The organism is Streptomyces sp. NPDC005374 (assembly GCF_042872225.1).
Taxonomy (GTDB): domain Bacteria; phylum Actinomycetota; class Actinomycetes; order Streptomycetales; family Streptomycetaceae; genus Streptomyces.
On record NZ_JBIAKA010000006.1, the window covers coordinates 74,757 to 87,954 of the forward strand.

Below are 13,198 nucleotides of genomic sequence, written 5' to 3' on the forward strand. Positions count from 1 at the left end.
GGTGGGTGAGGAAGACAGATCCCGGCCCCTTGGGGTGGATCAGACGGCGTCGGCTGGGAAGTCGCCCGCGTAGATGTCCTTGATGTTCCAGTGGCCCGGGGTGGGCACCGGCTCGTTCACCATCGGTACGTCGATCACGGCGGGACGCCGACTGGTGATCGCGTCCGACAGCGCCTTGCGCAGATCCCCGGGAGCACCGACCGCGTAGCCGTCGGCTCCGCAGGACTCGCCGTAGCGGGCGAAGTCAGGGCTGTACGGACGGCCTTCGGGGTCGGTGAACTCACAGCCGTACGACCGTCCGAAGGACGAGGCCTGCAGGTCGGCGATGGTGCCGTGGGCCCGGTTGTTCATCACCACGAAGATGACGGGGGCTCCCTGCTCGACCGCCATGGGAAGGGCGGGCAGTTGGGCGCTCATGCCGCCGTCGCCGATCAACGCCACGACCACGCGGTCCGGTTGGGCGATCTGTACCCCGACGGCCGCGGCAGGACCGAAGCCCATCGTGGAGGCGCCACCCGGCGTGATGAAGCGGCCCTGTTCTGGGAGTTCGTAGCACTGGGCGACGCCGTTCTTGTTCCAGCCGACGTCGGTGACGAGCACGGCGTCGTCGGGGAGGCAGTCGCGCAGGTCGGCGAGGATGCGCTGAGGGCGGAGCGGGAAGTTGTCGCTGCGGCCCGCCTCCCGTGCCGCGCCGAAGACCGCGCCCCGCGCGGCGGCGATGCCCTCGCGCAGTCCGGGCCGGGTGACTGGCGCGTCCTGCCGGGCGCGGACGGCCGCACCGATCGCTTCGAGCGCGAGGCCGGCGTCGGCCACCGCCCCGGTGTCCACGGGGTAGTTGCGGCCGATCTCGGCCGGGTCGATGTCGATCTGGATCAGGCGGCTGGGTGGGAAGTTCCAGGTGTAGGCGCTGTCCCAGGAGCTGGCGTCGGTCTCGGCGAACCGCGTGCCGAGCGCGAGGACGACGTCCGCGCCCTTGGTGTGCTCGTGGGTGGTCTCCAGGCCCCAGAATCCGGGCATGCCGAGCAGCAGGGGATGCCGGTCCGGCAGTACGCCCTTGCCCATCAGGGAGTGGGCGAGCGGGATGTCGAGGTGTTCGGCGAGACCGAGGAGGGCGGTGCGGGCGCGGGGGTCGCGGATGCCGCCGCCGAAGTAGATGAGGGGACGCTCGGCAGTGAGGAGGGCCTCGGCGATGCGGGCCGCGGTGGGCTCGTCCAGGCCGGGGCGGCCCAGGTGGGCGGGGAGCGGGTGGTCGTCGGCGTAGGGCTGGGCGGGACGGTTGAACAGGTCCATGGGGACGTTGACCAGCACGGCTCCGGGGCGGCCGCTGGTCGCGGTCCAGAAGGCGCGCTCGGCGGTCCTGGCCAGGTCCTGGACGCGCTGGACGTGCCAGGTGCGCTTGGTGAAGGGGCGGTAGATGGCGCTCTGGTCGGCGTCGGCGTGGAGGTTGACCTCCTGGTGCGGGTGCCGGCCGTGGTAGTAGGAGGGGATGTCGCCGCTGATCACCACCAGCGGGATCGAGTCGAGGGCGGCGGTGGCGACGCCGGTGACGGCGTTCATCATGCCGGGGCCGACGTGGGTGAGGAGTACTCCGGGTCGGCCCGTGGCGCGGGCGTAGCCGTCGGCCGCGTGGGCGGCGGCCTGTTCGTGGCGGGCGATGACGAACTTGATCGGGCTCGGTCCGAGCGCGTCCAGCAGGGCGATGTTGGTGTGTCCGCAGGTGCCGAAGACGTGACTGATGCCGTAGGACTGGAGTTGGGTGACGAGGGCCTCGGCCGCGGTCACGGTGGTCACGGGGTCTCCTTCGGCAGCTCGCGAAGTTCGCCCCAGGGGGACAGGCCGCGCAGCACGAGGGTCTTGACGACCGTGTAGTCGTCGATGAGCCAGCGGGGGGCCTCGCGGCCGAAGCCGGAGTCCTTCACCCCGCCGAACGGGACATGGTCGAGGCGGAAGTTGGAGGAGCCGTTCACGATCAGCCCGCCGACCTCCAGCCGCCGCCAAGCGGTGATGACGCGGCTGATGTCCTGGGTGAACAGGCCGGCCTGGAGGCCGTACCGGCTGGCGTTGCACTCGTCCAGCACGGCGTCGAAGTCGTCGTACGGCATGACGGCGACGAGTGCGCCGAACACCTCGTGCACGACGACCGAGGCGCTCCTCGGCGGGTCCGCGACGATGGTGGGGGCAGCTGTGGCCCCGTCCCTGGTGCCGCCGCGTACGACGGTCCCGCCGAGGCCGGCGGCCTCCTTCGACCACTCCACCACGCGTTCCGCCGCCGCCTCGTCGACCATCGAGCCGACGTCGGTGGCGTCGTCAAGGGGGTCGCCGACGACGAGCGCGTCGACGGCGGCGGTGAACGCGTCGAGGAAGGTTGCGTAGTTGCTGCGGTGCACGTAGACGCGCTGGACGGAGATGCAGCTCTGGCCGGAGTTGCTGTAGCCGGTGCGGGCGCAGACCGCCGCCGCGGCGGCCGGGTCGGCGTCCTCGCACACGATGGTGGCGGCGTTGCCGCCGAGTTCGAGGGCCATGCGTTTGGCACCGGCGGCACGGGCCACCGCGTTTCCGGTGGCGGCGCTGCCGGTGAAGCTGATGACGTCCACCTCGTCGGCGGCACAGAGCGCGGCACCGGTCTCGCCGCCGCCGTGCAGGAGTTGGACGGCCTGGTGGGGCAGCCCGCTGTCGAGGAGCAGGGCGACCACGGCGGCTGACACGGCCGGGGCCTGGGGAGGCGCCTTCACGAGGGTGGTGTTGCCTGCCGCGAAGGACGCGCCGAGTTTGTGGGCGAGGAGATTGGCCGGAGCGTTGAACGGGGTGATGGCCAGCGCCACTCCGGCCGGGGCACGGTAGGTGAGGGCGGTGTTGCCGATGCCGGTGGGCCAGCCGGCGACCGGCAGGTTCTCGCCGTCGATGCGGCGGGCCTCGGCCGCGCACACGGCGAAGGTCGAGGCCACACGGTCGATCTCGGTACGGCTGTCCTTGCGGGGCTTGCCGAGTTCGAGGGCAAGGAGCCGGGCGAGTTGGTCGCGGTGGGCGACGGCGGTTCGGGAGGCGGTCTCCAGGATGTCGGCGCGGGCGGCGGGAGCCAGTGAGGCGATCTGCGGGGCGTAGCGGCGGGCGTGGCCAAGGGCGCGCCCGATCTCGCCGGAGGTTGCCGTCGGGGCTCGGCTGACAGTGCGCCGCAGGTAGGGGCCGGTGCGGTCGAGAGGCGAGCCCTGTCCGCCCCAGGAGCCGGAGACGAAGGGAAGCACGTCGACGATGTCGTTCGCGCCGGCGGCTTTGAGGAGGTCTTGCAGCATCACACCTCCAGAAACCATCTAGTGGTTTTCATGGACTGCTGTGCGGGTTGGCGTGTAACGTACGGGCGGCTCGGAGGCCGTGGCAAGAGGCCGGGCGAATCGAAGTGGAAACCGGTGGTTCTCTCGGGAGCCCGGACTGGTGGAAGCTGTCGCTCCAGGTGCCGGCGCCCGCTCGCCGGGCGGTGCCGGCTTGTTCGCTGACTCGCGAAGGAGAAACCGTGGACGCGGACCAAGGCCAGGGTGGGGTGCGGAGTGTGCGTCGGGCCCTGGACATCCTGTCGCTGCTGACCGAGGATCAACCCGCCGTCCCCCTGCGGGACATGGTCGAAGCCACGGGTCTGCCCAAGACCACCGTGGTGCGGCTGGTGCAGACCCTCGAGCAGTACGGGCTGCTGTGGGCGGCACCCGGCGGTTACACCGCCGGGCCCGGCCTGTGGCGATGGGCCCATCTGGCGCACACCAGCTGGGAGTTGCCCGCCGACACACAGAAGCTGCTGCGCGAACTGGCGGAGCGACGTGGTGAGACGGCGAACCTGATGATCCGCCGCGACATCCACCGGGTGTGCGTCGCCCAGCAGGAGAGCCCCCAGCCGCTGCGACACGTGGTGCGGGTGGGAGACGAACTGCCCCTGTGGGCGGGTGCCTCGTCCAAGGTGCTGCTGATCGGTGCGACCGAAGGGCTGTTGCAGCGAGTCGCCGCCTCCTCCCCGCACGGGGTGGCACACATCGAGCAGTTGCGGCAGTGGGCCGAGGAGGCGGCGACGCGTGGTTACGCGGTCAGCCACGGTGAGCGCGACGTCGGCCTGACGGCTGTCGCCGTGCCGATCCGGACCCACTCGGGTGTGGTGGTCGCCTCCCTGTCGCTCAGCGGCCCCAGCGCACGCATTCCCGAACAGCTGACCGAGGAGTTCGCCGAGCACCTGGCCCAGGTGGCGGCGCGCGTCGCCTCGCAGGGATTCGACCATCCCCTGGGGCCTGGCACCTGACAGAGCTGCCGGCATGCGGCGCCGTGAACCGGCGCCCGGAAGGAGACGTCACATGCACGTCCGCCCACTCGACGGAATACGCGTCCTCGACCTCACGAACGTACTGGCCGGACCCTATTGCAGTTACCAACTCATGCTGCTGGGGGCCGAAGTGGTCAAGATCGAGCGCCCCGGCCAGGGCGACCTGGCTCGCAACCTGGGCCCCGATCCCTCCCTCAACCGGGACGGGGTCGGGGCTTCCTTCCTCGCTCAGAACGCCGGCAAGAAATCCCTGGAGCTCGACCTCAAGGACACCACGGACCGCACCGTGTTCGAGGACCTGCTCGTCGGCGCCGACGTCCTGCTGGAGAACTTCCGGGCAGGCGTCCTGTCCAGGATGGGCTATGACGCCGAACGCCTCGCTGCACTCAACCAACGGCTCGTCTACTGCTCGATCTCCGGCTTCGGCCACACGGGCCCGATGAGCGACGTACCGGCGTACGACCAGATCATCCAAGGGCTCACCGGCATGATGAGTGTGACCGGCACACCCGAGACCGCACCGCAGCGCGTCGGGTTTCCGGTCTGCGACACGACCGGTGGATTGATGGCCGCGCTGGCCATCAACGCCGCGCTACTGCAACGCGAGCGCACCGGCCTGGGCAGCAGGCTGGACGTCTCGATGCTGGAGGCATCGTTGTCCGCCATGGGATGGGCCGTGTCGAACTACCTGGTCAGCGGGGTACCTCCGGAGCCGCTCGGCGATCAGAACGCGACGGCCGCTCCCTCCGGCACCTTCCACGCCCTCGACGGTCCGCTCAACATCGCCGCCAACCAGCAGCGGCAGTTCGAGACGCTGTGCCGTCTGGTGGGCGCGGAGGAGCTCGTCGCGGATTCCCGGTTCCGGGAACGCGAGCAACGCAAGATGCACCGCACGGAGTTGAACGCGGCACTCAACGACGCACTCTCCGCCCGTCCGGCCGCCGACTGGGAGCGGGAGCTGAACGCGGCCGGGGTCCCCGCCGCACGGGTGCTCACCGTGCCGCAGGCCCTGCGCCAACCGCAGCTGGAACACCGACGGTTCCTGACCGAGGTGGAACACCCGGGGCGCGAGGGGCAGAGGCTACGGGTCCTGGGCAACGGCGTGCTCCACGACGGCGTGGCGTTCACCCCGCCGTCTGCCCCGCCCCTGCTGGGCCAGCACAACCGCGAGCGGGAACACCTCGCCCGTCGCTGGGCGTCCGATGCCGCCGAGGAAGCGGCAGCGTCATGAGCGCCCCCCAGGAGGAGGCCGCCCTGTGGTGGGCCACGGCGGTCAGTCACATCGAGCCGGGCAGCATCGAGCTGCGCGACCGGCCCGTCCAGGAACTCATCGGGACCACCAGCCTGGTCGACGTCATCTGGCTGCTGCTGCGCGGCGACCTGCCGACGTCCCGCCAGTCCGCCTTGCTGGAGGCCGCTTTGGTCGCCGGGGTCGACCACGGTCCGCAGGCCCCGTCGATCGCCGCCGCCCGCATGGCGGCCACCTGCGGCATCGGCCTCAACAACGCCGTCGCGACCGGCGTCAACATGCTCGGTGACACACACGGTGGGGCCGGCCAGCAGTGCGTGGAGATGCTCGCAGACGTCCGGACGCGGCACAGTGAGGGGTTGACCTGGCCCGGCGCGGCCCGCAAGGTGATGGCGGACTGGCAGAGTCGCTCACGCTACCTGCCCGGCTTCGGACACCGTTTCCACCCCGTGGACCCGCGCCGCGACCCACTGCTGAACCTGGTTCAGGAGGCGGTCGCCGACGGCGTGGTGGACGGCGAGTACCTCAAGGCGGCCCTCGCCGTGGAGGAGGCGCTTCGGGTACGCCGCGCCGGCGCCCGGCCGGTACCGATGAACATCGACGGAGCCACCGCCGTCATCTACGCCGAACTGGGCTTCCCCGCCCCGCTCGCACGCGGCCTGTTCGTCCTCAGCCGCTCCGTCGGAGTCCTCGCCCACGCCTGGGAGGAGACCGGGCAGGGCCGCCGCAACAAGGGCCCCCTCCCCCGCAGCATCCTGCCCGCGCGACTGACGGCTCCCCAAGAGATCTGAACTCCCCTCGTCCCTGCTCTTGTCACGTCGGCGCCCTGTCCCTAACGTAGCTAACCGCCAATCGGCAACCATCATGCGGGTTCTCGAAACCGCACAGCGGACCAAGATCCGTACGACTCTCCCTCCCCCTCCTCAGTCCGCGGGCCCCACACCTCCATCGGACTGGTCAGGTTCATGCCACGAAAGTGAGGGATCATGGACAGACGCAGCTTTCTCACCTCGACGGCCGCTGGAACAGCCACGACGGTCGCCCTGCTCAACACCTCCGCCGCCCAGGCCGCCGAGTCCTCCGGCGCCCTGGCGCGCCCGGTGCCGCCCCAGTCGCACGGGGCCACCGGCAGGAACTTCCCCAAGGCGGGCGGCAACCTCGGCAACCACAACCACTCGTCGCTGAAGCGCATCACCGCGGACAACGTCCGCAAGCTGGGCGGCAGCTGGCACATCAACCTGGAGAACGGCTCCACCAGCAGCGCCCAGCAGTGCGCGGTCGTGGCCCAGGACGGCGTCCTCTACCTCGCCACCACCCAGCAGAACGTCTTCGCCGTCGACGGCCGCACGGGCGCGGTGCGCTGGAAGACGAACATCGGCACCGACACCACCAACATGCGCGGCATCGCCCTCGGCGACGGCCTGGCCTACACCATCTCCGGGTCCAACCTGGTGTACGCCCTGGACCAGAAGACCGGTGCCGTCGTCTGGACGCGCGAGCTGCTGGTCGAGGACCAGGGCGACCCCGGCTGCGACCCGCAGAGCGGCCAGTGCGGGGGCAGCAAGGGCGGGCTGGCGGGCGCCGTCGTGTACTGGGACGGGCTCATCTACGTCGGCACACAGGGCAGTACGGCCGGCGCCCGCGGCCGCGGCTACGCGCTGAAGGCGGCCACCGGCGAGGTCGTCTGGACCTTCTGGGGGACCCCCGGTCCCGGCGAGTACGGCCACGACACCTGGGAGGGCGACACCTGGAAGACCGGCGGCGCGGTCTGCTGGATCCACCCCGCCGTCGACCCCGAACTCGGCCTGGTCTACTGGACGTTCGGCAATCCCTATCCCCGCACCGACGGCTCCACCCGCGGCGGCGACAACCTCTTCGCCAACTGCCTCGTCGCCATCGACGCCAAGACCGGCAAGCGGCGCTGGCACTTCCAGTCCGTGCACCACGACATCTGGGACTACGACGGCGTCATGTCCCCCGTCCTCGCCGACCTGCTCATCAAGGGCAGGAAGCGCAAGGTCGTCGTCTACGGCAGCAAGACCGGGATGTACTACATCCTCGACCGCGCCACCGGCGATCCCGTGCACGGCATGGAGGAGCGTCCGGTCCCCCAGCACGCAGCGCAGAAGACCGCGCGGACCCAGCCCTTCCCGGGCGGCGAACCCTTCGTGGAGACCGAGCCCCGCCTGGACAAGGCCACCCGCCCGGTGCCCTTCTACCCGACCGGCGGCATCTTCGCCGCCCACTGGGACCGCGCCACCATCATCTTCCCCGGTGCGGGCGGCGGCGCCGACTGGTCCTTCCCCTCCTTCAGCCACCGCACGGGACTGGTCTACGTCGGCTACGGCCTGATCAACTCCGCCTACTCCAACACCCACGGCGGCCGCGTCAACACCGCGCGCCCGCTGGGCGAGTACTTCGCCGGAGGGCTGGCGGCCGTCGACCCGCGCACCAACACCGTGGCCTGGCGCAAGGAGGGCGACTGGTCCCTCGCCCATGGCAACAGCGTGCTCAGCACCGCGGGCGGTCTCCTCTTCCAGGGCCGCCCGGACGGGGTACTCACCGCCCTCGACGACCGCGACGGGCGAGAGCTGTGGAGCTGGCAGTGCGGCGCCGGGGTCCACACCAGCCCGCTGACGTACGAGATCGACGGCGAGCAGTACGTCGCCGTCCTGGCCGGCGGCAACGGGCTGCCCTACCCGGACGTCCCCAAGGGCGACCACCTGTGGGCGTTCAAGCTCGGGGGCAAGGTCGCACCGGCCGCGGCCCCCACTCCCCCCTCGCGCCGCAACCAGATCCGCACGGCCGCCGTCACCGGCGCCGTCGCGAACAACACCGTCACCCTGGGCCGCATCTGGGACAGCGCCAAGAACGCCCCCGGAACGGCGGAGAACCTGGTCGCCCAGAACGCCATGTCCCCGCAAGCCCTGCGCATAGCGAAGGGCACCACCGTCACCTTCACCAACCCGTCGGACAACAAGTCCGCGCACGGTGCCGTGTCGTTCTTCGAGGCCGAGTTCGACACCGGCCTGCTCATGCCGGGCCAGTCGTACACACACACCTTCGACACGGCCGGCGAGTACTTCTACAACGACCCGATCGCTCCGCAGAGCACCGGCAAGATCGTCGTCCAGTGAACCGGAGGACACCCGTCATGTCTCCCACCACCAGACCGAGATGGCGCACGAAGCCGCTGTACGCGGCGTTGACCGGCGCCGCCACCACGCTGGGCATCAGCGTCGCCCTGATCGCGACCGGCGCCCTCAGCGTGGCCCAGGGCCGGGTCAGCCAGGGTGCCCAGGAACTCGGCGATCCGGACTACGGGGTGTGCCGCGGGGTCGACTCCGACTGCTACCACGACTGGGGCAACTTCGACGCCTCCAAGGGCTATCGGGTCCTCCTCTACACGCGCACGGCAGGTCCCCATCACGCCGACCTCGGTCCGGCGCTGACCGGTGGCCTCAACCCGCCCGTGACCGCCGCGAACGTCGTCCAGAACGCGATGCTCAAGCTCGGCGCGGACAACGGCTTCCAGGTCGACTACACGGAGGACGTCACACAACTCGCCTCCCCGGCAACCCTGTTCAAGTACAACGCCGTGATCTTCTTCTCCACCAGCCGCGACACCCTCGACGACGCGGCACAGACCTCGCTGCGCCAGTACATCCGCGGCGGCGGCGGCTTCGTCGGCATCCACAACGCCTTCGGCACAGAGTACAACTGGCCCTGGTACGAAGGCCTGTTGGGCGGCGCCAACTTCTACGACCACGGTCCCGAGCAGTCCGGCACCGTGCGCACCGTGGACCGCAAGGACACCTCCACGAAGAACCTGCCGTCCTCCTGGACCTTCAGCGACGAGTGGTACAACCTCGTCCCGGCACCGAGCCGCGTGCGCGTGCTCGCCGAGGTCGACGAAAGCACCCTCGCCAAGGGGGTCACCGGCAACTACCGGCATCCCGGCCACGGTAGGCACCACCCCGTCGCCTGGTGCCAGTACTACGACGGCGGCCGAGCCTGGCTCACCACGCTGGGCCACGACGCCAAGGACTTCTCCACCGATGGCTCCTTCCCCGGCGCCGCCGAGTTCCAGAAGCTCATCCTCGGGGGCATCGAGTCCGCCATGGGCAAGAAGCCCTTCTGCAAGTAACCACCTCAATAGGAAAAGGAGTTCACCATGCCCGAATTGTCTTCGGCACAGCACCGGCCCGAGCCGGCCGAGACCGCCATCCTCTGGGAGACCCCCGACTTCACGGTCGTCGACACCGCGCTGGAAGTCACCGCCTACTCACTGCGCTCCGAGTAGTGGACCGCCGTGCTGCTGCGGATCCTCGGAACAGCAGCCGGTGGGGGCCTGCCTCAGTGGAACTGCGCGTGCCCCGGTTGTGCCGGGGCACGCCGGGCCCCCGCCCGGCGGCGACTCCATGACGGACTGGCCGTGCACGGACAGGAACCGTCCTCCTGGTTCCTCGCCAACGCCACACCGGACATCGCCGAACAGCTCGAAAGCCACCCCGGCCTGCGACCGGACGCCGGTGACACCCGCACGCCCGTCGTGCGCGTCGTCCTCACCGACGCCGAACTCGACCACACCCTCGGTCTGTTGCGGTTGCGCGAGGCGTCCCGGATCGAGGTCTGGGCGACCGAACCGGTGCGCCGGGCGCTGGTCTCCCGGCTCCACCTCGCCAACGTACTGGCCCCGTACACCGACCTGACCTGGCACGACCTGCCCCTGGCCGGAGACGGGCCGCCCGCGGACATCGCGGGCGTGGCGGTCGGGGCGGTGCCCCTGTCGGCCAAACGCCCACGCTATGCCGTGGACGAACCCGCCCACCCCGCGTGGAGCGTGGCTCTGTCCCTGCACGACGCACACACCGGAGGATCCGCGCTGTACGCGCCCGCTCTCGCCGCATGGAGCGACGCCTTCGACAAGGAGATCGCCCGGGCCGACTGCGTACTGCTCGACGGAACCTTCCTGGACGACGACGAACCACGCCGCACGGGGATCTCCGAGCGGACGGCCTCCGGCATGGGGCATCTGCCGATCGAGGGCCCGGACGGTACCGCACGCCGCCTGCACCGCTCGGCACCCACCCGGTGCTACTACACCCACCTCAACAACACCAACCCCTTGGTCGATCCCGACGACCCCGCGCACGGCCGACTCGCCCGTCTGGGCCTGCGTGTGGCCGCCGAAAGGATGGTGATCTCCCTGTGACCGTCACAGCGCCCGAACCGATGACGGCCGACACACTCGGCACACGGCCCGCCTGGAGTCCAGACGCGCTTGAGGCACACCTGCGCGAACTGGCCGCCATGCGCTATCACGACCGCCACCCCTTCAACCGCCGTATGCATCAAGGCGAGTTGAGCCCCGAGGAGCTTCGCCGATGGGTGGCGAACCGCTTCTACTACCAGTGCAACATCCCCGTCAAGGACGCTCACATCCTGGCGAAACTGGCCCTCCCCGCCCAGCGGCGCTCCTGGTTGCGGCGCATCCAGGACCATGACGGAGTCACCGAGGGCGACGGCGGCCTGGAGCGCTGGCTCCGCCTCGGCGAGGCCGTCGGACTCGACCGGGAGGAACTCCTCAGCCACGAACACCTGCTGCCCGGCGTCCGCCTCGCCGTCGACGGCTACGTCAACTTCTGCCGGCACGGCACGGCCCTCGAAGCCGTCGCCTCCTCCCTGACCGAGCTCTGCGCACCGAACATCATGCTGACCCGACTGGAGACCTTCCCCCTCCACTACCCGTGGATCGACGCCTCGGGCCTGGCCTACTTCCGCAGCCGGGTCCCCCAGGGTCGACGCGACGGCAGCGAGGCCCTCACATGGGTGAAGGAGTGGGCCGTGACCCGCGACCAGCAGGAGCGGGCGCTCGCGGCCCTGTCGTTCAAGTGTGACGTGCTGTGGGCGCTCCTGGACAGCGTCGCCCTGCGATCGGCCCCGCGATGAGCGGGGCGCCCACCGACTGGCGACCCCGGGTGCCCCGGACCGCCGTGCTCCGCCATGACCACGTTCGCGGCGGCGACGTGCTGCTCCTGCCGGAGCGCGTGGTCGTCCTGCACGGCTCGGCGCGCGCGGTCCTCGACCTGTGCGACGGCAGCCGCACGGTGGACGAGATCATCACGCTGCTCGGCCACGCACACGAATCCCCGAAGGACGCCGTACGGCACGACGTCACGTCGTTCCTCGACCGCCTGCACACCGAAGGGTGGCTGCAGTGACCGCTCCCCCTCCGCCCTGGGCCCTCCTGGCCGAACTCACCCACGCCTGCCCCCTGCACTGCGGATACTGCTCCAACCCTCTTGAATTGACCCGTCGTTCACGCGAACTCACCGCATCCCAGTGGGAGGACGTCTTCCGACAGGCGGCAGACCTCGGCGTACTGCACACGCACCTCTCCGGTGGCGAACCGCTGCTGCGCAACGACCTGGAAGCCATCACGCGCGCCGCCGTCCGTGCCGGGCTCCACACCCAGCTGGTGACAAGTGGAACCGGGCTGGCGGAACAGCGCCTCGACGCTCTGGTGCAAGAGGGTCTGCACAGCGTGCAGTTGTCCGTGCAGCACGCCGACCCGGACCGGTCCGACGAGCTGGCCGGCAGCCGCGCCTTCGCCGCGAAACGAACCGCGGCCGGGCTGGTGAAGGAAAGGGAGTTGCCGCTCGGGGTCAACGTCGTTCTGCACCGACACAACCTGGACGCGATCGACGGTCTGATGGAACTGGCCCTGTCCTGGCAGGCGGACCGCATCGAGCTCGCCAACACCCAGTTCTACGGCTGGGGCCTGCTCAACCGCGCCGCCCTCCTGCCGACCCGTGAGCAACTCGCTGTCGCCGAGGCCGCCGTCGAACGATGGAGGACGCGCCTGAACGGCCGTATGGAGATTGTCTGGGTGATCCCCGACTACTTCTCCGGCACACCCAAGCCGTGCATGGGCGGTTGGGGCGCCGTGTCCCTCACCGTGACCCCCGACGGGACGACTCTGCCGTGCCCCGCCGCGGCGGCACTGCCCGACCTCGACCCACCCAGTGTCCTCCACCGTCCACTGAGATGGATCTGGGAGGAGTCCCAGGCCTTCAACCTCTACCGGGGCACCGCATGGATGCCCTCTCCCTGCCGCGCCTGCGAACGCCGCACGGACGATTTCGGCGGCTGCCGCTGTCAGGCGTTCGCCCTCACGGGAGACGCCTCCAACACGGACCCCGCCTGCTCGCTATCACCCCATCATGCGGACCTCACAGCTCTTACGACCGTGCCGGAGCGACGTAGCGCAATTGTGCCGCGCCGACCTGGCGCACTGGGAGTTCCTTCGCGATGACCTCCACGCCGTCGGCAAGCATCAGGCCAGACCGGTGGACCCGGCCTGGTTCATGACTCGCTCGGCACAACCGGTGCAGATTCCAAGAGACTTGGAAAGGGAAGGGTCTGCGGCCGACGACGAAAGGGAGCCGGATCAGAAACGCGAACCGAGCCAGGGCTCTCTCATGAGGGTTGCGCGCCCGCCTTTGCGGCCTGCTGGGCCGGTGGCGCGCTCTCGACCAGGTTCCGCATGAGGCTCCACACGACCAGAGACCGGCTGGCGCTGTCATGCATCTGTTCGGCGACCGAAGGATCTTCGGCCAGGACGGCGAGCAGCCTGTCGGGATCGGAAG

12 protein-coding genes are annotated in these 13,198 nt (G+C 70.2%); 10 read left to right on the forward strand and 2 right to left on the reverse strand.

Features of this window, described 5'->3' with window-relative positions:
* Positions 1-39: 39 nt before the first annotated feature.
* Both ACFYRX_RS16555 and ACFYRX_RS16560 read right to left on the reverse strand, forming a co-directional pair.
* Positions 40-1,791: a thiamine pyrophosphate-binding protein gene (locus tag ACFYRX_RS16555; protein ID WP_389100102.1), complete on the reverse strand. Its 1,752-nt coding sequence runs from the start codon at positions 1,789-1,791 to the stop codon at positions 40-42.
* Positions 1,788-3,290: an aldehyde dehydrogenase family protein gene (locus ACFYRX_RS16560; RefSeq protein ID WP_389100104.1), complete on the reverse strand. Its 1,503-nt coding sequence runs from the start codon at positions 3,288-3,290 to the stop codon at positions 1,788-1,790. The genes ACFYRX_RS16555 and ACFYRX_RS16560 overlap by 4 nt, the downstream gene beginning before the upstream one ends.
* A gap of 218 nt (positions 3,291-3,508) precedes the next feature.
* Between ACFYRX_RS16560 and ACFYRX_RS16565 the strand changes: the two genes are divergently transcribed.
* The 10 genes from ACFYRX_RS16565 to pqqE all read left to right on the forward strand — a co-directional run bounded on the left by ACFYRX_RS16565 (position 3,509) and on the right by pqqE (position 12,864).
* Positions 3,509-4,276 carry an IclR family transcriptional regulator gene (locus ACFYRX_RS16565; protein WP_389100106.1) on the forward strand — a complete coding sequence of 256 codons (768 nt, stop codon included), beginning with the start codon at positions 3,509-3,511 and terminating at the stop codon, positions 4,274-4,276.
* A 52-nt stretch (positions 4,277-4,328) separates the two neighbouring features.
* Complete coding sequence (locus ACFYRX_RS16570; RefSeq protein ID WP_389100108.1) at positions 4,329-5,528, forward strand: CaiB/BaiF CoA transferase family protein; 1,200 nt, start codon at positions 4,329-4,331, stop codon at positions 5,526-5,528.
* Complete coding sequence (locus ACFYRX_RS16575; RefSeq protein ID WP_389100110.1) at positions 5,525-6,337, forward strand: citryl-CoA lyase; 813 nt, start codon at positions 5,525-5,527, stop codon at positions 6,335-6,337. The genes ACFYRX_RS16570 and ACFYRX_RS16575 overlap by 4 nt, the downstream gene beginning before the upstream one ends.
* 195 nt (positions 6,338-6,532) lie before the next feature.
* Positions 6,533-8,683 carry a PQQ-binding-like beta-propeller repeat protein gene (locus ACFYRX_RS16580; protein ID WP_389100111.1) on the forward strand — a complete coding sequence of 717 codons (2,151 nt, stop codon included), beginning with the start codon at positions 6,533-6,535 and terminating at the stop codon, positions 8,681-8,683.
* Between the two features lie 17 nt (positions 8,684-8,700).
* Complete coding sequence (locus ACFYRX_RS16585) at positions 8,701-9,693, forward strand: ThuA domain-containing protein (RefSeq protein WP_389100113.1); 993 nt, start codon at positions 8,701-8,703, stop codon at positions 9,691-9,693.
* A 27-nt stretch (positions 9,694-9,720) separates the two neighbouring features.
* Positions 9,721-9,849: a pyrroloquinoline quinone precursor peptide PqqA gene (pqqA, locus tag ACFYRX_RS16590; RefSeq protein WP_389100115.1), complete on the forward strand. Its 129-nt coding sequence runs from the start codon at positions 9,721-9,723 to the stop codon at positions 9,847-9,849.
* Between the two features lie 9 nt (positions 9,850-9,858).
* On the forward strand, positions 9,859-10,761 hold the full coding sequence (gene pqqB, locus ACFYRX_RS16595; RefSeq protein ID WP_389100117.1) for a pyrroloquinoline quinone biosynthesis protein PqqB: 903 nt from the start codon (positions 9,859-9,861) through the stop codon (positions 10,759-10,761).
* A gap of 20 nt (positions 10,762-10,781) precedes the next feature.
* The gene (pqqC, locus tag ACFYRX_RS16600; protein ID WP_389100827.1) at positions 10,782-11,498 is read left to right on the forward strand and encodes a pyrroloquinoline-quinone synthase PqqC; all 717 of its coding nucleotides are present in this window, start codon (positions 10,782-10,784) and stop codon (positions 11,496-11,498) included.
* On the forward strand, positions 11,495-11,770 hold the full coding sequence (gene pqqD, locus ACFYRX_RS16605; RefSeq protein ID WP_389100119.1) for a pyrroloquinoline quinone biosynthesis peptide chaperone PqqD: 276 nt from the start codon (positions 11,495-11,497) through the stop codon (positions 11,768-11,770). The genes pqqC and pqqD overlap by 4 nt, the downstream gene beginning before the upstream one ends.
* Positions 11,767-12,864, forward strand: a complete 1,098-nt coding sequence (gene pqqE / locus ACFYRX_RS16610) for a pyrroloquinoline quinone biosynthesis protein PqqE (RefSeq protein ID WP_389100121.1) — start codon at positions 11,767-11,769, stop codon at positions 12,862-12,864. Before pqqD ends, pqqE begins: the two co-directional genes overlap by 4 nt.
* The last annotated feature ends 334 nt before the right edge of the window (positions 12,865-13,198 follow it).

Excerpts from the sequence above, each read along its gene's own strand:
- ACFYRX_RS16560 (WP_389100104.1), bottom strand. The coding sequence starts at position 3,290 with ATGCTGCAAGACCTCCTCAAAGCCGCCGGCGCGAACGACATCGTCGAC.
- ACFYRX_RS16570 (WP_389100108.1), top strand. The coding sequence starts at position 4,329 with ATGCACGTCCGCCCACTCGACGGAATACGCGTCCTCGACCTCACGAAC.
- ACFYRX_RS16575 (WP_389100110.1), top strand. The coding sequence starts at position 5,525 with ATGAGCGCCCCCCAGGAGGAGGCCGCCCTGTGGTGGGCCACGGCGGTC.
- ACFYRX_RS16580 (WP_389100111.1), top strand. The coding sequence starts at position 6,533 with ATGGACAGACGCAGCTTTCTCACCTCGACGGCCGCTGGAACAGCCACG.
- ACFYRX_RS16585 (WP_389100113.1), top strand. The coding sequence starts at position 8,701 with ATGTCTCCCACCACCAGACCGAGATGGCGCACGAAGCCGCTGTACGCG.
- pqqA (WP_389100115.1), top strand. The coding sequence starts at position 9,721 with ATGCCCGAATTGTCTTCGGCACAGCACCGGCCCGAGCCGGCCGAGACC.
- pqqC (WP_389100827.1), top strand. The coding sequence starts at position 10,782 with ATGACGGCCGACACACTCGGCACACGGCCCGCCTGGAGTCCAGACGCG.
- pqqD (WP_389100119.1), top strand. The coding sequence starts at position 11,495 with ATGAGCGGGGCGCCCACCGACTGGCGACCCCGGGTGCCCCGGACCGCC.